Source organism: bacterium (assembly GCA_035549195.1).
Lineage (GTDB): Bacteria > Oederibacteriota > Muellerivitia > Muellerivitales > Muellerivitaceae > DASZRK01.
In genome coordinates this window covers 64461-84093 of the sequence record DASZRK010000015.1, presented here as the reverse complement: position 1 = coordinate 84093, position 19633 = coordinate 64461, and the positions used below count along the sequence as shown (strand labels likewise).

General features: G+C 59.6%; 18 protein-coding genes, 3 tRNA genes and 1 other RNA gene. 15 read left to right on the top strand and 7 right to left on the bottom strand.

All coding sequences use genetic code 11. The features are described 5' to 3' along the window. A partial coding sequence (locus VHE12_03165) for a FecR family protein (protein HVZ79782.1) occupies nucleotides 1-1255 on the top strand: 1255 nt, incomplete at its 5' end. Nucleotides 1256-1291: 36 nt separating this feature from the next. On the opposite strand, the gene VHE12_03160 is transcribed toward VHE12_03165, so the two are convergent. From VHE12_03160 to VHE12_03150, 3 genes are all read right to left on the bottom strand, one after another. Continuing rightward, a complete protein-coding gene (locus VHE12_03160) occupies nucleotides 1292-1693 on the bottom strand; it encodes a hypothetical protein (protein ID HVZ79781.1) in 402 nt (133 codons plus the stop codon). A 231-nt stretch (nucleotides 1694-1924) separates the two neighbouring features. Further along, nucleotides 1925-2527: a recombination mediator RecR gene (gene recR, locus VHE12_03155; protein ID HVZ79780.1), complete on the bottom strand. Its 603-nt coding sequence runs from the start codon at nucleotides 2525-2527 to the stop codon at nucleotides 1925-1927. A 9-nt stretch (nucleotides 2528-2536) separates the two neighbouring features. Next, nucleotides 2537-2839, bottom strand: a complete 303-nt coding sequence (locus VHE12_03150; GenBank protein ID HVZ79779.1) for a YbaB/EbfC family nucleoid-associated protein — start codon at nucleotides 2837-2839, stop codon at nucleotides 2537-2539. A 64-nt stretch (nucleotides 2840-2903) separates the two neighbouring features. Here VHE12_03150 and VHE12_03145 point away from each other — a divergent pair, with 64 nt between their 5' ends. Further along, entirely contained in the window at nucleotides 2904-4574 is a 1671-nt protein-coding gene (locus VHE12_03145) for a hypothetical protein (protein ID HVZ79778.1), read from the top strand. A 106-nt stretch (nucleotides 4575-4680) separates the two neighbouring features. Here VHE12_03145 and dnaX read toward each other — a convergent pair whose 3' ends face one another. After that, on the bottom strand, nucleotides 4681-6402 hold the full coding sequence (dnaX, locus tag VHE12_03140) for a DNA polymerase III subunit gamma/tau (protein ID HVZ79777.1): 1722 nt from the start codon (nucleotides 6400-6402) through the stop codon (nucleotides 4681-4683). Nucleotides 6403-6540: 138 nt separating this feature from the next. Continuing rightward, an RNA gene (gene ffs / locus VHE12_03135) (signal recognition particle sRNA small type) lies at nucleotides 6541-6638 on the bottom strand. Between the two features lie 192 nt (nucleotides 6639-6830). Between ffs and VHE12_03130 the strand changes: the two genes are divergently transcribed. The 8 genes from VHE12_03130 to VHE12_03095 all read left to right on the top strand — a co-directional run bounded on the left by VHE12_03130 (nucleotide 6831) and on the right by VHE12_03095 (nucleotide 10857). Next, nucleotides 6831-6907 (top strand) — tRNA-Arg (locus VHE12_03130). A 94-nt stretch (nucleotides 6908-7001) separates the two neighbouring features. Continuing rightward, nucleotides 7002-7511, top strand: a complete 510-nt coding sequence (gene tadA / locus VHE12_03125) for a tRNA adenosine(34) deaminase TadA (GenBank protein HVZ79776.1) — start codon at nucleotides 7002-7004, stop codon at nucleotides 7509-7511. Next, a tRNA-Ala gene (locus VHE12_03120) sits at nucleotides 7502-7577 on the top strand. Before tadA ends, VHE12_03120 begins: the two co-directional genes overlap by 10 nt. Nucleotides 7578-7658: 81 nt before the next feature. Next, nucleotides 7659-7749: transfer RNA gene (locus tag VHE12_03115), tRNA-Ser, on the top strand. Between the two features lie 616 nt (nucleotides 7750-8365). After that, a complete protein-coding gene (locus VHE12_03110) occupies nucleotides 8366-9598 on the top strand; it encodes a sodium:calcium antiporter (protein ID HVZ79775.1) in 1233 nt (410 codons plus the stop codon). Nucleotides 9599-9705: 107 nt separating this feature from the next. Further along, on the top strand, nucleotides 9706-10059 hold the full coding sequence (locus VHE12_03105; protein ID HVZ79774.1) for a hypothetical protein: 354 nt from the start codon (nucleotides 9706-9708) through the stop codon (nucleotides 10057-10059). Nucleotides 10060-10138: 79 nt separating this feature from the next. Beyond that, a complete protein-coding gene (locus VHE12_03100) occupies nucleotides 10139-10495 on the top strand; it encodes a TfoX/Sxy family protein (protein ID HVZ79773.1) in 357 nt (118 codons plus the stop codon). An 11-nt stretch (nucleotides 10496-10506) separates the two neighbouring features. Further along, nucleotides 10507-10857 carry a hypothetical protein gene (locus tag VHE12_03095; GenBank protein HVZ79772.1) on the top strand — a complete coding sequence of 117 codons (351 nt, stop codon included), beginning with the start codon at nucleotides 10507-10509 and terminating at the stop codon, nucleotides 10855-10857. A 7-nt stretch (nucleotides 10858-10864) separates the two neighbouring features. On the opposite strand, the gene VHE12_03090 is transcribed toward VHE12_03095, so the two are convergent. After that, nucleotides 10865-11197, bottom strand: a complete 333-nt coding sequence (locus tag VHE12_03090) for a DMT family protein (protein ID HVZ79771.1) — start codon at nucleotides 11195-11197, stop codon at nucleotides 10865-10867. A 265-nt stretch (nucleotides 11198-11462) separates the two neighbouring features. Here VHE12_03090 and metH point away from each other — a divergent pair, with 265 nt between their 5' ends. The 3 genes from metH (at nucleotide 11463) to VHE12_03075 (ending at nucleotide 16701) form a co-directional block, all read left to right on the top strand. Then, complete coding sequence (gene metH, locus VHE12_03085) at nucleotides 11463-14936, top strand: methionine synthase (protein ID HVZ79770.1); 3474 nt, start codon at nucleotides 11463-11465, stop codon at nucleotides 14934-14936. 86 nt (nucleotides 14937-15022) lie between these two features. Further along, on the top strand, nucleotides 15023-16132 hold the full coding sequence (locus VHE12_03080; protein ID HVZ79769.1) for a Fic family protein: 1110 nt from the start codon (nucleotides 15023-15025) through the stop codon (nucleotides 16130-16132). Between the two features lie 299 nt (nucleotides 16133-16431). Further along, nucleotides 16432-16701, top strand: coding sequence for a YciI family protein (locus VHE12_03075; GenBank protein HVZ79768.1), 270 nt, complete (start codon nucleotides 16432-16434; stop codon nucleotides 16699-16701). On the opposite strand, the gene VHE12_03070 is transcribed toward VHE12_03075, so the two are convergent. After that, nucleotides 16698-17213: a putative metal-dependent hydrolase gene (locus VHE12_03070; GenBank protein HVZ79767.1), complete on the bottom strand. Its 516-nt coding sequence runs from the start codon at nucleotides 17211-17213 to the stop codon at nucleotides 16698-16700. The genes VHE12_03075 and VHE12_03070 overlap by 4 nt on opposite strands. 89 nt (nucleotides 17214-17302) lie before the next feature. Here VHE12_03070 and VHE12_03065 point away from each other — a divergent pair, with 89 nt between their 5' ends. Next, nucleotides 17303-17740: a maleylpyruvate isomerase N-terminal domain-containing protein gene (locus VHE12_03065; protein ID HVZ79766.1), complete on the top strand. Its 438-nt coding sequence runs from the start codon at nucleotides 17303-17305 to the stop codon at nucleotides 17738-17740. Between the two features lie 21 nt (nucleotides 17741-17761). Continuing rightward, the gene (locus tag VHE12_03060) at nucleotides 17762-19582 is read left to right on the top strand and encodes a serine hydrolase domain-containing protein (GenBank protein HVZ79765.1); all 1821 of its coding nucleotides are present in this window, start codon (nucleotides 17762-17764) and stop codon (nucleotides 19580-19582) included. The last annotated feature ends 51 nt before the right edge of the window (nucleotides 19583-19633 follow it).

The following is a 19633-nucleotide window of genomic DNA, read 5'->3' as shown; positions in this document are numbered from 1 at the left end:
CCCCGCCATCCTCCATCCCACCCCCGTTCCCACCCTTGTGCCGCAGCTCGTGCAGGCCGCCACACCCGAGGCCTTGCCCGGGGACAGCCTCGAATACGTCTTCGACGAGGTCAAGGGATCGGTCCTGGTCCGGAACGGTTCCAGCGCGCCCGTCACGGCCGAAGAGGACCTGGTCCTGGACCCGGGGGACGTGATCGTGACCGGCCCGGGTTCGGAGGCCACCCTCACCCTCAATGAGAACACCCTCTTCCATGTCGATGAGAACAGCGAGGTGACGGTCGCCCAGTTGGAGAAGCAGGGGGACAACGGGTTCCTGAGCCGTTTGAAACTCCTGAAAGGCAAGGTGCTCTCGGAAGTGGAGAAGCTGGGCCAATCCCACTCCACCTTCGAGGTGGACGCGGGCGGGGTCGTCTGCGGCGTGCGGGGAACGGGTTTTGAGGTCCTCCTGCAGGGGGACGAGGTGCACGAGAACACCTTCCACGGCCTGGTGGAAATGCGGGACCAGGACAAGGTGGAGAAGGTCGCCGAGGGCCACCATGGGGCTTTTTCCTGGAAGGCGAGGAAATTCCTGGCCTCGCGCTCCCTGGGCGTGGCCGAGAAGGGCCGTTATCAGCATTGGCTCGGCATGAAGGGTCAGTTCCAGAAAAGACGCGAGGAGCGTATGGCGGCCTTGGCCCGCTTCCGGGGCATGGCACCGGAGGAACGGCACAAGGTCCTGGAACGGTGGAAGGGGACGGACCGGCGCGAACGCTTGAAGTTCCTGCGGGGCGCCATCGGGCGGCCGGGAGGATGGGCACCGCGTCCTGGAAAGCCCGGGCGGGGTCCCCAGGGACGGGGGATCGCGCCGGAAAAAAGGGGTCCAGGACCGCTTCAGCGCCGCTTTCAGGACCACCGTCCGGGGAACGGTCCTGGCGAGGTGAAGGACCGTCGACCCGGGCCCTTGGGGCGCCGGAAGGACGGGTCCCGGAAGCCCTTGTTCCAACGACAGCCCCCGGACCAGGGGAAAGAAGCGGGCGAGAAAAAGGAAGAAGGGGTCCAAGGACCCGGCCGCCGGGAGGGCCTGAGGAAGTTGTTCGCCCCGAAGGACCGGAAGATGGAAAAAGGATCCGCGAAGGATGAGAAGACCCAGACCGAGTCCAAAGAGAAAGGGCTCCGGGACCGTTGGAAGAAGAAGGATGATCCGAAGGAAAAAGAGGACAAGAAGGAAGGGGAAGAAGGTCCCAAGGACCGGCGCCCTTGGTCCAGGGACAAATGAACTAAGGAAGTCCTGGTCCCCCCAAGGCGATCCGGTTCATTTTTTCTTTTCGGGCCCCTTTTCCGGCGCCTTCTTGCCCTGCGCGTCCAGCCATTGGACCGCCGCCACTCCCGCGAAGGCTGTTCCCATCGCCGTTCCCAAGAGCCCGAAGACCTTTTCGTCCTCGGTGGGCTTCTTTTTCGGAACGCCGCAGGTTTCCTGGATGAAATCCCTGAAGTCGTCAGGAGTGCTCCAACCCAATCCCGTGACCCATGGCACCTCCGAATAGCCGAAGGACCCGGGTTGGGGCCGGGTCGGGTCGGGCGTGGGTTTCCGGAAAAGGGAAAGAGGGGTCTTCCGGGGCTTGGGAGGATGGGTGGGCGTGGGCGATGGTTCCAGCGCCGCCAAGGGTTCGGCCAGGGTGAGGATCAGCAGGATGGTTCGTTGGAAGGTTCCCATCAGGTCTTCTTTTGGACGCGGTTCCAGGGGCCGGTGCTACGCCGGGGCCACAGTTTCCGGCGGCTTCAGGGCCTTCAACCAGGTCGTCTCATACTGTTCTTATATAAAGACAATAGGCGTACAGCACAGAGACGCCTTATATCTCTCTTCGGCCCTCGAGGGCCTTCAGTAAAGTCGTCTCGTGCTGTTTTTATACCGAAAACCAAATGGAATACGGCACTGGGACAACCGCTATATTTCTCGGCGTCCCTCGAGCGCTTTGAGGAGGGTTGTCTCGTCCGCATATTCCACATCGCCGCCGGAGGGGAGCCCCCGGGCCAGGCGGGTGACCTTCACGGGAAGGCTTTTCAAGAGCTGCTGGATATAGAGGGCCGTCGAGTCGCCTTCCACCGTGGGGTCGGTGGCCACGATCACTTCCTTGAAGAAACCGCTCTTCTTGATCCGCGCCACCAGGGCGTCCAAGGTCAGGTCCTGGGGCCCGCGGCCCTCCAGGGGCGAGAGGGTCCCGCCCAAGACATGGTAATGGCCGTGGTATTCATGGGTGCGCTCGAAGGCCACCACGTCGCTGGGGTCCTCCACCACGAGCAGGGAGGTCTTGTCCCGGGTCGTCATGCGGCAGATGTGGCAAAGGGTCTCCTCGGTCAGGTTGAAGCAGTCCTGGCAGGGGTGAAGGCGGGTGCGGGCGTCCACCAGGGCGGAGGCGAGGGCGCGGGACAGGTCGGTGGGTTGCTTGAGCAGGTGGAAGGCCAGCCGCTGGGCGGTCCGGGGGCCGATACCGGGCAGTTTGGTCAGTTCGTGGAGCAACCGTTCGAGGGAGGGGGGATATTCGGGCAAGGGGGACCCTTAAAGGAGGCCCGGGGGGATGAGGCCGCCGGTCATTTTGCCGACCTCTTCCTTCAGTTTCTTGTTCACCTGGCTCCCGGCGTCGTTGAGGGCGGTCTTGACCAAGTCGGCGATCATGGCCCCGTCACCCGAGGCGGCGGTCCTGGGGTCGATCATGACCGACCGGACCTCATGCTTGCCGTTCACCGTGACGGTCACGGCGCCGTCCCCGGCGGTGCCGGTGAAGCTCTGGGCCTCCAATTCCTTCTGGAACTGGGCCATCTTTTCCTTGAGGACCTGCGCCTGGCGGATCATGTCGAACATGGGATGTTCCTTCCCGGAAGAATTGGATAGGCCTTCCGAGGGACTTTGTTATACCCTAAAACCGATGCGCTTTTCCCCCCTTTTTTCCCCGCCCCGTTCCAAGGCCCTCGCCGCCGCCCTGGCCCTGCTCCCGTGGTTCGTGCTTCAGTGGGTCCTCTTCCGGCCCTACTACCTGGTCAACGACGACATCCTCAAGGTGTTGATGGCCAAGGGTTTCGGCAGTGGGGGCGTCCACTCGGACCTCTTCGAAGGTTCCAACGCGCTCCTGGGGATCTTCTTCGAGCGGCTTTACGCCTGGGCCCCGCACGCGCCGTGGTTCGGATGGTCCCTGTACGGTCTCCAGGCCCTGGCCCTGACGGGACTCTTTTGGGCCGAGGTCTCGAGGCCCCGTCCGAAGGAACGGGCCGTTCTTTTCCTGCTGGCCCTGGTCTGTGTTTATTCCCTTTTCTTCCTGTTCCTCCAGTTCAACATCGTCTCCATCCTGTCCGTCCAGTCGGGCGTCTGGCTCCTGCTTTCCTCCTTCGAGACGCGGGAAAGAGCTCCCAAGACCGGCATGATCTTCCTGGCCCTGGTCCTTTTCGGGGCCGCCTTCCTCCTGCGGCCGCAAGCGCTTTGGCTGGGTCTTTTCCTGGCGGCCCCCTTGTTCATCCCGTCCTGGGGGGGAACGCCCCGCCCGAAGGAACGGTCCCTCTATTTACGCTGGTTGGTCCCCTTCGCCTTCTTGGTCGCCGCCGGCCAGACGTTCCATGCGATCCATCTTTCCCGCTCCCCCGAATGGAAGGCCTTCTGGGCCTTTCACAGGGAAGCGGACGGGCTGAACGAATACCGGTCCGCCCGTTATGACGACGCCACCCGGGCCGCCTTCGAAAAGGCGGGTTGGTCCGCGAACGACCTCTGGCTTTTCAAGAATTGGTATTGGATGGATCCGGTGAAGTTCTCCACGGAGAACCTCAAGCTCCTGAACGAAAGGTTCCCGCGCTGGGGTTTGGGCGCCAAATACGGGGCCTATTCCTCCTGGGGCGATCTGCTTTCTTCCCACTGGGACCTTCGGATCCTGCTCTGGGCCCTCGGCCTCTCCCTTTTTTGCGGCCGGGGACGGATCCGACCCCTTCTTTCCCTTTGGGGAACGGTCTTCCTGGCATTGGCCGTCCTGCTCTATTGGCTCAAAGCCACCGACCGGGTGACCCTTCCGGTCCTTGTCTTCCTGGTCTCGGCCGCCGTCCATTTCGCCGAATTCCCGGCGAAGGGGGGGGTGAAGGCGTGGGGTTGGCGTCACCGGTTGGGGGCCCTTTTTATGATCGGACTGGCCTTTCTTTCGGTCCGGGAACTCCTGGATTTCCGGGTCCAGAACCTCCAGCGGCGGTCGGTCGAGGCAAGGTTCGACGAGAGCTTGAAGGGGATGGAAAGCCTCGGGGACCGCCTGATCGTGCTGTGGGATTTTCCCTTGGAAGCGGTCAATGCTTTCGACGACCTGGAGCGATTCCGGCCCTTCCATCTGTTCCTGATGAGTTCCTCCCAACGGAGCCCGGCCCAGGCGGGCCTCCTGAAGGAATACGGTTTGGAGGATTTCGGGAAGGGGCTGGTGGACAACCCCAGGGTGCTCCTGAACTGTTCGCCCGAGGAGGGGGTCCATCTGGCGGTCTATTTGCAGGAACGCTACGGCCTGAAGGTCCGGGCCGTGAAGGCCTATGACGGGGGATACTTCAAGGTCTTTTCGCTGCGTTCGGTCCGTTAGACCGGGCCGTCACTTCCGAGGATCGGTCCTGGAATGTCGGGCCGGGATGGCCGGGTCACCGAACGCGCCGATCGGCGCGGCTCCCCGCCATGAAAAGAAACTTCTTTTACTTGTTCGGATTGGAATTTCTTTTCACTTCCACGATCTTGCCGCCGAACATCTTCATGGCGGCGGCCACGATGGGCTCGTCCTTCTCGATCTTCTCCACGTCCACTGCGGGGGCCGAGAGGGGCTTGGGGGCCCGGGGGCCGGAGGATTTGGGCGCGGAAGCGGCGGGCGCGGCCTGGGAAAGGACGGCCACCAGGGTGACCTTGCGGCCCAGGAGGCTCCCGACGACGGACTCCACCAGGGCCTTGTTCTCGGGCTTGGACAACTGGTCCTGGTGGAAGCCGCTCTTGCAGGACAGCACCAGGGTATCGCCGTCCATCTTGGTGGCACGCGTATCCACCAGCACCCCTTGCAGGGCCTTCTTCTGCTCGCCCACCTTCTCCAGGAACTCGGTCCATTGGGCCTTCAGTTTGGCGAGGTGGGGGTCCTTCTCCGCGTCCACCGGGTCCTCGATCTCATCCACCGCCAGCACGGCCTCGCCCACCGGCGGGGGGGGCGGCGCGGCCGGCGCGGCGGGTTTCGGGGCGGGCGCAGGCGCGGAAGACCGCGGGGCCTCGGCCCGGGGAGCGGGGACCTGGACCGGCGCGCCGCTTTGGACCTGCTTCAAGAGGTCCCCGACGCTGGTCAGTCCCTTCATGCGGCAGAGCTCCAGCACCAGGGTCTCCAGGATGACCTGGGGGTTGGAGGAATGTCGCATCGCCCACTCCTGTTCGATCAGCAGGCGGAGGGAGGAAAGGATCTGGGCCTCGGACATCCGGGCGGCGAACTCGCCCAGGCGGGCCACTTCATCGCTGGAAAGGGGGATGAGGGCCTGGGAGGCGGAGGGATGGGCCTTGGCCACCGCCAGGTGCCGGTAGGTCTCCAGGATGCCGTTGAAGAAGTACCCCAGGTCCTTGCCGCCTTCCACCACGCCGCGCACGGTCGAAAGGCCCGTCGCCGCGTCCTCGGCCAGGGCGGCCTCGACGAGCTTCAGGTAGACCTCCTCCTCGATGGTGCCCAGCACCACCCGGATGTCCTCGAGGGTCACCTTCTTGCCCGAGAAGGCCACCATCTGGTCCAGGTTCCGCTGGGCGTCGCGCATGGAGCCGTTGCCCGAGCGGGCCACCTGGTAGAGGGCCTTGTCGTCGATCTCGATCTTCTCGGAGTCGGCGATGCGCTTGAGCTGCTTGACCAGGGTCTCCAGGGACATGGAACGGAACTCGAAGCGCTGGCAGCGCGACTGCACGGTGGCGGGGAACTGGTGGATCTCGGTGGAGGCCAGGATGAAGATGACGTGCTCGGGCGGTTCCTCCAGCGTCTTCAGGAAGGCGTCGAAGGCGGCCTTCGAGATGCGGTGGGCTTCGTCGAAGATATAGACCTTGTACTTGCTCTTGGCGGGGGAGTTGGCCACCCGTTGCTGCAGGTCCCGGATGGCGTCGATGCCGTTCACCGAAGCGGCGTCGATCTCGATGATGTCCAGCGACGTGCCCGAATTGACCTCCTCGCAGAGGTCGCAGGCGTTGCAGGGTTCCAGGTCCTTCGGGTTACGGCAGTTGAGGGCCTTGGCGAAGATGCGGGCGGTGGTGGTCTTCCCGACCCCCCGGGGCCCGGCGAAGATGTAGGCGTGGGCCACCCGGTTGGTGCGCATGGCGTTCTGGAGGGTGCGGGTGATGTGCTCCTGGCCCACCATGTCGGCGAAGGTCTGGGGGCGCCATTTCAAGGCCATGACCTGTGGAGACATTCGAAAACCTCAATTTTGAATTGTGGATGTTGAATTTTGAATGATGGAAATTTCCGCTTCGCGGAAATCACCGGCATTAAAAACTAAGAATTAAGCATTAAGAATTCACCCCTGGAGGGGGTGGCTCCACCCCGTCGCGGGAGCCAGGTGACCTATAACACCCGAACATCGACCTGACCGTTGCTTCCTTCCGGACCTAGCGGAGTTGGGGCCGCATCGCCGTATAGGACCCGACTCCCGCGCCGGGGTGGGCATTCATCGTAACGGAACGAAAGAACCTTTTCCAATCCGTACGTGGGAGGGGGATTATAGGGGAATTGAGCGACAAACGAAGGCGAAAAGCCTTTCCCTACAAGCCTTTCCGCTTGCGATAAAAATATGCTTTTGGGTAATATAACCACCCTTTTGTGGACGTTCGGGGAATATCCGCGCCTGTGGCTCAATTGGATAGAGCATCTGACTACGGATCAGAGGGTTGGGGGTTCGAGTCCCTCCAGGCGCACCATCTTTTCATTGAACGAGTGGCGAATAAATCCGCCACGAAATAAAGGAAGATGGCGCAGTACCAATTTCATTTATTGAGTTTTTGAAAATGAGAATTGGCACGCACCATTTTGTGGGTAAGCGTGATCCGAACATTTTCCCACGAACATTTCATGAAGGAAGCCCTGAAGGAGGCCCGCAAGGCGGCCTTGAAGGGTGAGGTTCCGGTCGGCGCGGTCGTCGTCCATTCGGGAAAGGTCATTGCCCGGGGCCACAACCTGACCGAGAGCAAGAAGAACGCCCTGACCCACGCCGAGATGTTGGCCATGGCCAAGGCGGCGAAAAAGCTCCGAAGCTGGCGCTTGATCGATTGCGACCTTTACGTGACGTTGGAGCCCTGCACCATGTGCGGCGGGGGCATCGTGTTGTCGAGGATCCGGCATCTTTATTACGGCGCGGCCGACCCCAAGGCGGGGGCGGTGGAGAGCACGGCCAGGGTCTTGGACAATCCGAAATTGAACCACCGGGTCCATATGACCGGCGGTATATTAAAGGAAGATTGTTCGAAGGCCTTGAGCGACTTCTTCCGGGAAGTCCGAAAAAGAGCCAGGTCAGTGGGGATGTAGCTCAGTTGGGAGAGCGTCTCGTTCGCAACGAGAAGGTCGGCGGTTCGATCCCGCTCATCTCCACCAATTTTTCTCAAGGAAAATTGGAAGGTCCAGTTTCCAGGCGAGGAGATCCTCGCCTTTCTTATTTTTAGTGTAGTGGCGAGTGGAGAGATGGCCGAGCGGTCGAAGGCGCACGCCTGGAAAGCGTGTAGGCTCCAAAAGGGTCTCAAGGGTTCGAATCCCTTTCTCTCCGCCATTGTTTGGAGAAACAAGTTTGCCTTGGGTGCTTATCTTTTAAGCGGCTATAAAGGGAAAGTGGCCGAAGCGCCAAACGCAAAAGGCTGAGAAACAAATGATCGCCGAGTGGGAGAAGGCGTCCCCAAAAAGGGGATAGGCTCCAAAAGGGTCTCAAGGGTTCGAATCCCCTTCTCTCCGCCATTGTTTGGAGAAACAAAATTGCCTTGGGTCGTTTATCTTTTGAAGTGTTCCGATGATTCTTTTTATACCGGGATCACGGACGATATAGAAGGACGTTTGGAACGGCACTCCACCGGCCGCGGTGCAAAGTTCACTAAGTATCGATTGCCGGTCGGACTGGTTCTTACCATTCCTGTAAAAGATAGATCCGAGGCGGTTATAAAAGAGAAATGGCTGAAGCGCCAAACGCAAAAGGTTAAGAAACAAATGATCGCCGAGTGGGAGAAGGCGTCCCCGAAAAGGGGATAGGCTCCAAAAGGGTCTCAAGGGTTCGAATCCCTTTCTCTCCGCCATTTTCATCAGTGTCCTTTTCCTCTCCCCACCACGCCGAACCTTGTTCCTCAGCAAAGACATTCCCCTTAAGATGACCGGGTGGATATTCCCGTGGAGGCCTTGTGAAAAAGAGACATCGTCAGCTCCCCTTGGTCGACCGGATGGCGTTGATCCTCGCGCCCCTTCTCGCCCTCCAGTGGCCCGTTCTCCACGCGCTTCAGCCTTCCCTGGGCATTCCCTGGGTCCCCTTGCTCCCCGGCATCGCCATCTTCGCCTCCGCCTACCTGCTTTCCTGGGCCGCCGAAGTGGCCGAGGTCGATATCCCGCCCGCGCTCGCCCTGGGCCTGCTCGCCCTGGTGGCGGTGGCGCCCGAATACGCCGTGGACATCTATTTCGCCTGGCGCGGCGGGCAGGACCCCACCTATGTTCCCTATGCCACGGCCAACATGACCGGCGGCAATCGCCTGCTCATCGGGGTGGGCTGGGCCCTGGTGGTGCTGGCCTATGGATGGAAGACCCGTAAAAGGGAAGTGGTGCTGGACAAAAGACTCCGCCTGGAGACGGTGGTCCTGCTCTTGGCCACGCTTTATTCCTTCGTCATCCCCTTCAAGAAGACCCTCTCCCTCTGGGACACGGGGTTCTTCCTGGCGCTCTTCGCCTTCTACTTCTCCCGCCTCCTCCGGAGCGGGGCCGCCGAGCCCGCTGCCGAGGGGCCGGTGGCGGTGATCCATAATTGGAAGCCTTTCCCCCGGCGGCTCTTCGTGATCTCCTTCTTCGCCGTCGCGGCGGCCGTCATCTACCTGGCCTCCCATCCCTTCGCCGAGGGGCTCTTGGACCTGGGCCGTCATTGGGGCATCGAGGAGTTCATCCTGGTGCAGTGGCTGGCGCCCCTGGCCAGCGAATCGCCCGAGTTCATCGTGGCCGTCCTCTTCGCCCTCAAGTCCCGCCCCACGGCGGGCTTCAACACCATCCTTTCCTCGACCGTGAGTCAATGGACCCTCCTGGTGGGAATGCTGCCCCTCGTCTTCGTCCTCTCCGCGGAAAAGGTCCTGCCCATGCCCCTGGACCCACGGCAGGCCCAGGAGGTCTTCCTCACCTCCGCCCAATCCCTCTTCGGGGTGGTGATCCTGTCCAACCTGCGTTTCGCCCGAAAGGAGGCGGTGGCCCTCTTCGCCCTCTTCCTGGCCCAGACCTTCTACCCCCTCGTGGAGCCCTGGGTGGGCATCCCTTCCATGACCGTCCGGGACATCTTCGCCTGGCTCTATCTGGGCCTGGCGGCGGGGATCCTGGTCGCCTCGGGCCGGGTGCGCAAGGACCTGGGGGGCCTCTTGGGGGCCCTTGGAAAGCGCGCCTGAGGGCCGCTTTTTAACGAACATTTTCCATGCAACCTTTCCTCCCGAGCTTGCGTCCTATTCCCTGAAGGGTTAAAACCCTGTGAAGTTCAAAAACGAGGAGGAAGAGCATGAAACGTTCGATCGCTTTGGCGTTGGCCGTCCTTTTCTTGGCCGGGACGGGTTTGGCGTTGGCCGAGGACCATCCGGTGGCGAAGGATACCCATCAGGTCCGCAAGGATCGCCGGCATCTCCGTCACGCTAAGAAGGAGCGCCGTCAGGATGTGAAGCAATTGGCGACGGACAAGGCCGCCGGTAACACCGAGGCCGTGAAGGAAGACAAGAAGGACATCCGCCAGGACACCAAGGAAGTCCGTCAGGACCGCCGCGAGAAGCGCCAGGACAAGCGCCAACGCCGCAAGGATGTGAAGGAGAAGATGCAGGAGAAGGCCGCCGAGAACAGCGCCCCGGCGCCCGCGCAGTAAGTCCCAAGCCGTTCAAGGCGGGGAGCCGAAAGGCCCCCGCCTTTTTTGTTTTAGGGGATAATGGGGACGGGAGGGGACCATGGCCTACGATCAAAAGCTCGAAGAACGCATGCGGGAGATCTTGAAGGGCGCCAAGGGCGTCACCTCCAAGAAGATGTTCGGCGGTGTCTGTTTCCTGTTGGACGGCAAGATGTTCGTGGGGATCGTGAAGGACGAGCTGATGGTCCGGGTGGGTCCGGAAGGGCACAATAAGGCCGTTTCCCAGAAGCACGCCCGACCCATGGATTTCACCGGCAAGCCCATGGTGGGCTTCATCTATGTGGCCCCCGCCGGGTTGAAGGGGAAGGCCGCCCTTTCCAAATGGATCAAGTGGGGCAAGGACTACGCCGCCACCCTGCCCGCCAAGAAGAAAAAGAGCTCATCTCGGACTTCATGAGGAAAGAAGCCATGAAAAAGTTCAGCTCGTGGTTGATGGTGTTGTTCTTTGGGGTCACGGTCGTGACATGGGGGGAAACCTCCATGCGCAAGGCCCAAGATAAGCCGACGAAGGGCCCAGGAATGAGCATTGAGGATGGAACTCAAAAGGTCCCGTTCCAAACCAGCGCGGATAACCAAAAGGACCTCAGGAATTCCCTGAATGACATGGACGAGGCCCGGAAGCGAAAAGATGCGCAACGGAAAGCCATCGCGAGACAAAAAGCGGCCGAGGTCAAAACGAAGAATGCCCTCAAGGCGAATTATGGCAAGTCCGCAGCCAAAGCGGTCGTTACGCCCATTCCGGGGGCCGTGAAGAAATAAGGTGGTTTTAATCCCACTTCTTGAAGACGAAGAAGACCGCCACCACCATGAAGCCGAATCCCACCAGATAGTTCCATTTCAGGTCTTCCCGTAAATAAAGCACCGAGAAACCGCAAAAGACCACCAGCGTGATGGCCTCCTGGATGGTCTTGAGCTGGGCCGTGGTGAACTGGTAACTCCCGATCCGGTTGGCCGGCACCTGGAAGCAGTATTCGAAGAAGGCGATGCTCCAACTGGCCAGGATGGCGATCCAGAGGGGGGAAGTCCGGTACTTGAGGTGGCCGTACCAGGCGAAGGTCATGAAGATGTTCGAGATGATCAGTAGCAAGATGGTCCACATAGGCGGGCCTTTCGTTCTTGAAGTTTCCAAAAAACCTGATGCAACAGGGATGAACACCGATGGAAGGTCGGGGTTCCTGGATCGTGCCATCTGGGCACATCCTTCTACATCCCTGTTCCAACACAGCTCCTCTTTCAACGTCCCAAATTAGCCCCAACCTTATGGCAAAACAATCGCTTCGCGGGGCTGGGGCACGGCTGAACGCCTTGAAGCCCCCCAGCCGAACCCCTAAACTAACGCTCCCCTCAAGGGAGAAAGAACGACCATGGCACGCCCTCTATTCCTCGACCAACTGAAGAAAAAAGTTCTCATTTTCGACGGTGCCATGGGCACCAACCTCCAGACCTATAACCTGACCAAAGAGGACTTCGGCGGGAAAGAGGGCCTGAACGACTATCTGGTCATCACCAAACCCGAGGTCGTGCGCGAGATCCACGAGGGTTTCCTCAAGGTGGGCGTGGATTGCCTGGAGACCGATACCTTCGGTTCCAACCGCCTAAAGCTGGAAGAGTACGGCCTGGGCGACCGCATCGTGGAGATCAACACCGCCGCCGTGAAGCTGGCCCGCGAACTGGCCGATCAGTATTCCACCCCCGAACAACCCCGCTTCGTGGTGGGGTCCATGGGCCCCACCGGCATGCTGCCCGCCTCGGAAGACCCGGACCTGGGCAAGATCACGCCCGACGAACTGGAAGCCATCTATTACGAGCAGGCTTGCATCATGATCGACGCGGGCGTGGACGCCCTTTTGGTCGAGACCAGCCAGGACATCCTGGAAATGCGCGCGGCGGTCTTCGGATGCCACCGGGCCCGCACCGAAAAGAAGTCCCCGGTCGGTCTCATGGCCCAGACCACGCTGGATACGACCGGCCGTATGCTTTTGGGAACGGACATCACCTCCGTTCTTTCCACTTTTTCCCGGCTTCCCATCGACGTCATCGGCATGAACTGCTCCACGGGCCCCAAGGAAATGAAGGACCCGGTCCGCTACCTCTCCCAATATTCCGAGATCCCCATTTCCACCATCCCCAACGCGGGGTTGCCCGAGAACCGGGGCGGCCAGGCCGTTTACCCCTTGAAGCCCGAGGATCTAGCCAAGGCCCTCAAGGAATTCGTCGAGGAATTCGGGGTGAACGTCATCGGCGGCTGCTGCGGCACCACCCATGAACATCTGCGCCAGGTGGTCCAGGCCATCGGCAACCGGCCTCCCAAGAAGAGGGAGGTGACCCACCTTTGCAATGTCTCCTCCATGATCAAGGCCGTCTCCATGGACCAGGACCCGAAACCCCTCATCATGGGTGAAAGGGTCAATTCCCAGGGTTCCCGCAAGATCAAGCAACTACTCCTGGCCGACGACTATGAGGGCATGGTGGCGGTGGGCCGGGGCCAGGCCGAGGGCGGCGCCCACGTGTTGGACGTCTGCGTGGCCCTGACCGAGCGGGTGGATGAGAAGGAACAGATGATGAAGGTGGTCAAGAAGATGGCCTTGGGCGTCGATACACCGCTCATGATCGACTCCACCGAGGCGGATGTCATCGAGGCGGCGCTCAAGATCTACCCGGGCCGCGCGATCATTAATTCCATCAACCTGGAAGGCAAGGGCGAGCGTATCCAGCGCATCTGCCCCGTGGCCAAGAAGTTCGGCGCCGCCCTGGTGGCCCTCACCATCGACGACGTCTATTACGACAAGAACAAGCCCCAGGAAAAGGGCATGGCCAAGACGGCCGCCCGCAAGCTCGAAGTGGCCAAGAAGATCACCGAGATCGTGACGAAAGAATACGGCATCCCGGCCGAGGACCTCATCTTCGATGCCCTGACCTTTACCCTGGCGACGGGCGAGGCCGAGTTCCTCAATTCCGCCGTCGAGACCATGGAAGGCATCCGGGCCATCAAGAAGGAGATCCCGGGGGTGCGCACCACCCTGGGCCTTTCCAACGTGTCCTTCGGGCTTTCCAAGCCGGCCCGTGAGGTGCTTAATTCCGTCTTCCTTTATCACTGCGTGCAGGCGGGCCTCGATATGGCCATCCTGAACCCCGCTGACATCAAGCCTTACGCCGCCATCCCCGAAGATGAGCGCAAGATGGCCGACGACCTGGTCTTCAACCGCGACCCCCAGGCTTTGGCCAAGTTCATCCAGCATTTCGCGGGCAAGGGCCCGGTGGAGGCGCAAGCGGCCGCCGACCCAACCGAGGGTATGACTGCAGCCCAGAAGGTGCATTGGAAGATCGTCAACCGCAAGCCCGACAAGATCGAGGCGGACCTGGCCGAGGTGATGAAGGAAAAGTCGGCGGTGGAGACCCTGAACACCGTGCTTCTGCCCGCCATGAAGGAAGTGGGGGACAAGTTCGGAGCCGGGGAACTCATCCTGCCCTTCGTGCTCCAATCCGCCGAGGTCATGAAACGGGCCGTCGCCTACGTGGAGCAATTCCTCGACAAGTCCACTGCCACCACCAAGGGCACGGTCGTTCTCGCCACGGTCTATGGCGACGTGCACGACATCGGCAAGAACTTGGTCCGGACCATCCTGTCCAACAACGGCTACACGGTCTATGACCTGGGCAAGCAGGTGCCCGTTTCCACCATCATCGCGAAAGCCCAGGAAGTGAAGGCGGACGCCATCGGCCTTTCGGCCCTGTTGGTCGTGACCTCCAAGCAAATGCCCATCTGCGTGCAGGAACTCGAAAAGATGGGCGCTCAGTTCCCCGTGGTGGTCGGAGGCGCGGCCATCAACCGCCGTTACGGCTACCGCATCAGCTTCGTGGACGAGAAACTTTACGAACCGGGCGTCTATTACGCCAAGGACGCCTTCGAAGGGTTGGATATCTTGAACGCCCTCTCCGACCTGGCTTCCCGGGAGACCTTCCGCAACAAGATCAAGAACGAGGCCATGACCTCCAAGGCGGCGGGTTTCGCCGAGGTCAAACAAGTGGAAGAAGAGGCCTCGCCCATCGAGTTCCCGCCCACGGTGAAGCCGGCCCTGACCATCCCGAAGAACCCCTTCGCTGGCACTTCCATCATCAAGAAGGTGCCTCTCCGCGAGGTTTGGCCTTATTTGGACCTGACCCAGCTCTACAAGCTCAATTGGGGCGTGAAGGGGAAGGATTCGGAAGAATATAAGAAGCTCATCAAGGAGCAGTTCGAGCCCATGCGTTTGAAGATGCAGGACGAGATCCTGGCCAAGGGGCTTTTCGAGCCCCAGTTGGTCTATGGGTTCTTCCTGGCCAATTCGGACGGCAATGACCTGATCATTTACGACGGGAACGACCCGAAGAAGGAACTGGAACGCTTCAAGTTCCCCCGCCAGCGCGTGGGGAGGCACTTGTGCCTATCCGACTACTTCCGTCCCGCCTCGTCAGGCGAGAAGGATGTGGTGGCTTTCCAGGTGGTCACCATCGGCAACAAGGCCACCGAGATCGTGGAACAGCTCAATAAGGACGGCAAATACACCGATTCCTACTATATGCATGGGTTGGCGGTGCAGACGGCTGAGGCTATGGCGGAATGGATCCACCGCCGGATCCGCAAGGAATGGGACCTGCCCATCGGGCAAGGGAAGCGCTATTCGCCGGGCTATCCAGCCTGCCCCGAGCAAAGCGATCAAGAGAAGTATTTCAGGCTCCTGGACGCCACGAAGGCCATCGGCGTGACCCTGACGGAAGCCCACATGATGGTGCCCGAGCAATCCACCAGCGCCATCGTCATTCATCATCCGGAGTGCGAGTATTTCGCGGTTAGGTAAATAAGCCTGTTTGTATATGTAAAGCTTTTTGACGGCCAATATTAATACGTAAAGAAAAACGTTATTTTTTAACGTATACTAAATTCATGGAATTTAAGCCTCATCTCCCATTCGATGGTCTCCCGCCCTTACCTCCGTTGTCTTTTAATTCGTTAATTAAACATCCAAACGTTTTAAGCGAATTAGTCCATGCTGAAAAAGAGTTGTCCTATTTGAAAGGGTTGTGTGGATTTGCACCCAATCCAATGGTTTTCTTATCGTTGCCGATGATCCGAGAATCGGTGGCCAGTCTGGAAATAGAGGCCTTACAAACGACAGTAAACGATGTCATTCAAGGACAGATGTTCCCCGATGAACAAAAATCTCCGGCGGCGGAAAAAGCAATTCAATATTTGGATGCCATCAAATGGGGGTTTAATAATTTAAGAAGTTATCAGTTAACACATAAATTGATTTGTGGAGTGCAAGAGCGCGTACTTGGTACCAAAGAAGGTTATCGAAGAACACCGAATGCTATTCAGACCAAAAACATTCCTCCTAAAACCATTTATACCCCTCCGATAGCGTCATTAATTCCACAAAAAATGAGCAATTGGGAAAGATTTGCCAACACATCAGATCCTAAGATTGTTGGTTCATCTTTGATAAGAGCGGTTCTTTGTCACTATCAATTTGAGGCCATTCACCCGTTTGGAGATGGCAATGGAAGAACCGGACGTATTCTTTTGGTCTTACATCTTGTTCAGGAAGGATTGCTGACGCATCCAATTTTAAATGTGAGTGAATATTTGAATAAAAAAAGGCCGATCTATTATCACTCTCTCTTGGGTGTGACAAAAAATAGAGCTTGGCAGAGATTTACGTTATTCATGTTGAGAGCGATAACAAGACAAGCGCAGTCCACTTCTGAATTGATTCTAAAACTGAAAAAGGAGCACGAGTATTTTAACGAGAGGTTAAAGTCGAAATTTCCGAAGATTTTTAATTCGAAATTGCCCGACCATATATTTGAAAATATTTATACGAGTCCATCTTTTGTAGAAAGAGCTGGAATTATGAGCAGGGTTACCGCATCTAATCATTTAAATAAACTTTCAAAGTCCGAACTTTTAATGGTAATAGAAAAGGGAACATACAGATTTTTTTGTATCCCGAAAGTTTATGAGTTGTTAAACACCAAGAAGGCCGATGAATGATCTCTTAAACGAGCAAATATTTGAAATCAGGAATTTTCTAATGCCCGCCAAGATTTTTTCAGAATAGTTGGTTAAGCATCTTTTGTTTTGCTTCAGGCAATAGACCTACTCACCACCTGCTTGGGTAATCCGCAGGGTGCCTTCCAAACAGGTGATTTCCGGGCTTCCTCCCTTGGGGCAGAATCCTCTCCAGAATCCCCCTCTCTTCAACCGAATGATTGTTTAAGGGGGGTACGAGCGCCGATGTTTTCGGGGAAGGGAGAGGTCTATAATTCCCCATCCATTCCAGGAGGCGGGAAATGAAAGCTGTCATTTTTTATGAAATGGCCCCGGGCAAGACCCGGGAGGACGCCATGGCGCTCTATCCGCGTCACGAAGCCCATTTGACGCCCTTCATCACGCGGAAGGACATCCTCGCCGTCGGGCCCTTCGCCGACGGGTTGGGCTCCATGGGCATCTTCAAGGACCGCGCCGCGGCCGAGGCCTTCGTCAAGGACGATCCCTTCGTTCTCGAAGGCATCGTGGGAAGGCACACGATCCGCGATTGGAACGATAATCTCCTCGTCTAGACCCGCTTGTTCTCCCGCATCCAGAGGATCTGCCCGGTGTGGTGTCGGCAATGCCAGGCATAGGTGCCCAAGGCACTGGCCAGGGATTGGGTGCGGTTGTAGACCGGGTGGTGGAAGGTCCGCTGGAACTGCTCCTCCGTCATCGTCCTTAACAACTGCACCCATTGGCGGTGCAGACCCTCGAAGAGGGCCAGGGTGGCGTCCAGGGAGCCCGTCCTCGATTCCTCCAGGTCCGACCATTTGTTCTCGTCATAGGCTTTGATGGTCGGGTTGTCTTCGGTCAGCGCCCATTTGAAGCGGACATAGCTGTTCACATGGCTGTCGGCCAGGTGGTGGGCGATCTGGCGGATGGTCCAATTCTTATACTTGGTGTCCAATTGGGCGTCGGTCAGGCCCGCCACCGCTTGGCGCAGGGCCTGGGGAGCGGCTTCGATGATCCCGATCAAGGTCTCCCGGGAAGGCTGGTCCTCGGGCTTGGGATTGGGGCCGACGGGATATTGGGGGGCTTCCATGTTTTTTTCCTCGCTTCTCTTTATGATGGAAGAACTTTAATCGGGCCGGGGGAAAAAATCACCCTTTGGTTCTCCACAGGGAGGGACTTATGGCGGACCGTCACATGATCCTGCAGGACAACGCGAGGGAATTGGAGCGCATCAAGGCCCTGGTGGGCGGCATGAAGGAAGGCGACTACGCCAAGCTGCTTCCCAACGGCTGGACCATCACCCAGGCCCTGGCCCATCTGGCCTTTTGGGACCTGAGCCAAGTGGCCCGCCTGGAGCGCTATATCCAAAAGGGCGTGAAGCCCGTCTCGCTCGATTTCGAGGCCATCAACGAACCCTTGGCCAAGGTCGCCGAAGGGTTGCCGCCCGCCGCGGCGGCGGAGCTGGTGGTGGACGCCGCCGAGGCCGCGGACCGGGTGGTGGAAATGCTCACCCAGGCCCAATTCGACGAACTGGTCGGTTCGGGGTTGGAGCGCAACCTCCACCGCGCCCAGCACCGCCGGGCCCACCTGCCCAAGATCGAGGAAGCGCTCAAGTAAAAATGGGATAGAATCCATCCCATGAAACACCCCGCCCTTTCCTGGGCTTTCGGGTCCTTCCTGCTCGTCTATCCCCTGGGGGCCCAAACCCCTGTCGTCACTCCCGCCCCCTCGCCGACCCCTTACCCCTACACCGACGACCAACTGAAGACCGATCTTTCCCGCTTCATCAAGGAACAGATGAACAAGGAGCATGTGAAGGGGTTGAGCATCGTCCTGGTGGAGGGCGGCAGGATCGTCTGGGCCGAGGGCTTCGGGGAGGCGGACAAGGATGTCCCCGCCAAGGCCGAGACCCGTTACGCGCTAGGGGGCTTGTCGCGGGTCTTCACCGCCGCGGAGGTCATGAGCCTGGTCGAAAGGGGAAAGCTGGGCCTGGACCGTCCGATCGAACAGGTGCTACCCGATTTCCGCATCCAAAGCCGTTTCAAGAAGACCCGACCCATCACGCCCCGGGCGCTCTTGGCCGACCACTCGGGACTTCCCGGGTTCTTCCTCAAGGGGCTTTGGGTGGAAGACCCCACGGACCTGGCGGGCTTCGTGGAGGAACTCAAGACCGACCACCTCTATGATCCGCCCCAAAGCCGCTACCGTTACTCCTATACCGACTACGATCTGCTGGGCCGGCTCGTCGAGGTCCAGCGCAGGACGTCCTTCCCCGAGGCGGTGAAGCGGGACCTGTTCGACCAACTGGGAATGGAGGACTCGGCTTTCGAACCCCCGGTGCCCGGTGTCGGCACGGCGCGGGGGCACCTGCCCGATGGGGCGGACCTCAAGGCCCTATTGCGGGACGTGCCGGCGGCGGGCATGGTGTCCTCGGCCCGGGACCTGGGGAAGTTCATGGCCTATCTCCTCGGCGGCCCGGCCCACGGACCCTTGAAGGCCCGCACGGTCCGGTCCTTTTTCACCCCCCAATACCCGGGGCTCCCGCTCGACTTCGGTCATGTCATGGGGCTGGGTTGGAACCTGAACGGGTTCCCCGTGGAGGGCATGGAGACGGCCTGGTGCGACGGGACCTATCCGGGTTATTTCGCCTCCATGACCCTGCTTCGACCCGAGGGGTTGGGTGTGGCGGTCCTCTCTAATTCGATGGAGGCGGGCAAGATCGCCGATGCCTTATCCCAGAGGGTCCTGAAGCTGGCTTTGCAAACCAAGTGGTCCGTTAAGCTCGACCTAGCCCAAAAGAAGATCGAGATGCCCAAGACGGTGGAGGTGCCGCAAGGGGCCCTGCAGGCCTTCGCGGGGGTCTATTCGGCCTTGGGCCAGGTGGCCCCCATCACCGCCAAGGACAAGTGCCTGGGCATCGAGTTCCAAGGCCACGGCCTGGACCTCCTCCCGGTCTCCCAGGACACCTTCATCCCCCACCTGATGATCCTCATCTTCCCCATCGACCTGCCCCAATATCCCCTGACCTTCACGAAGGCGGGTGGCCGGGAAGTGGCATTGCTCGGAGGGTTCCATTTCCCCATCCCGTTGGAGAAGATCCAGCCGGCGCCGATCCCGGCGATCTGGAAGGCCCGGGAAGGGGATTACCTGTTGGAGAACTCCGACGGCCAGATCGACTTCTCGAGGGTGAGGCTCACCGAACGGGAAGGGTTCCTGACCGTGGACCTGAAGGTCTCCTTCCGGTCCCTGGGGATCAAGGATTGGGAGTTCCAGGTGGCCGTCCTGCCGCTTTCGGACCAGGACCTGCTGGTCCCGGGGCTCTTTTATGGCGATGGCGGGACCTTGCACCTGCAAGAGGACGGGAACGGCGTGCCCCGGGTCTATTACTCGGGCTATTGGTTCAAGAAGGCCTGGGCCGGGCGCGAGGCGCATCCGACCCCCTATCCCACGGTGCGCTGAGGGCTTCGCCCCCGGAAAATCTTTATGCATTCCTAACAGGTCCCCATCCGG

Bases quoted from the DNA above. Each gene is read 5' to 3' on its own strand.
- VHE12_03065 (HVZ79766.1), top strand. From the start codon at position 17,303: ATGGCGGACCGTCACATGATCCTGCAGGACAACGCGAGGGAATTGGAG.
- VHE12_03100 (HVZ79773.1), top strand. From the start codon at position 10,139: ATGGCCTACGATCAAAAGCTCGAAGAACGCATGCGGGAGATCTTGAAG.
- VHE12_03080 (HVZ79769.1), top strand. From the start codon at position 15,023: ATGGAATTTAAGCCTCATCTCCCATTCGATGGTCTCCCGCCCTTACCT.
- VHE12_03150 (HVZ79779.1), bottom strand. From the start codon at position 2,839: ATGTTCGACATGATCCGCCAGGCGCAGGTCCTCAAGGAAAAGATGGCC.
- VHE12_03145 (HVZ79778.1), top strand. From the start codon at position 2,904: ATGCGCTTTTCCCCCCTTTTTTCCCCGCCCCGTTCCAAGGCCCTCGCC.
- VHE12_03095 (HVZ79772.1), top strand. From the start codon at position 10,507: ATGAAAAAGTTCAGCTCGTGGTTGATGGTGTTGTTCTTTGGGGTCACG.
- VHE12_03090 (HVZ79771.1), bottom strand. From the start codon at position 11,197: ATGTGGACCATCTTGCTACTGATCATCTCGAACATCTTCATGACCTTC.
- metH (HVZ79770.1), top strand. From the start codon at position 11,463: ATGGCACGCCCTCTATTCCTCGACCAACTGAAGAAAAAAGTTCTCATT.
- VHE12_03070 (HVZ79767.1), bottom strand. From the start codon at position 17,213: ATGGAAGCCCCCCAATATCCCGTCGGCCCCAATCCCAAGCCCGAGGAC.
- VHE12_03105 (HVZ79774.1), top strand. From the start codon at position 9,706: ATGAAACGTTCGATCGCTTTGGCGTTGGCCGTCCTTTTCTTGGCCGGG.
- VHE12_03160 (HVZ79781.1), bottom strand. From the start codon at position 1,693: ATGGGAACCTTCCAACGAACCATCCTGCTGATCCTCACCCTGGCCGAA.
- VHE12_03060 (HVZ79765.1), top strand. From the start codon at position 17,762: ATGAAACACCCCGCCCTTTCCTGGGCTTTCGGGTCCTTCCTGCTCGTC.
- VHE12_03075 (HVZ79768.1), top strand. From the start codon at position 16,432: ATGAAAGCTGTCATTTTTTATGAAATGGCCCCGGGCAAGACCCGGGAG.
- dnaX (HVZ79777.1), bottom strand. From the start codon at position 6,402: ATGTCTCCACAGGTCATGGCCTTGAAATGGCGCCCCCAGACCTTCGCC.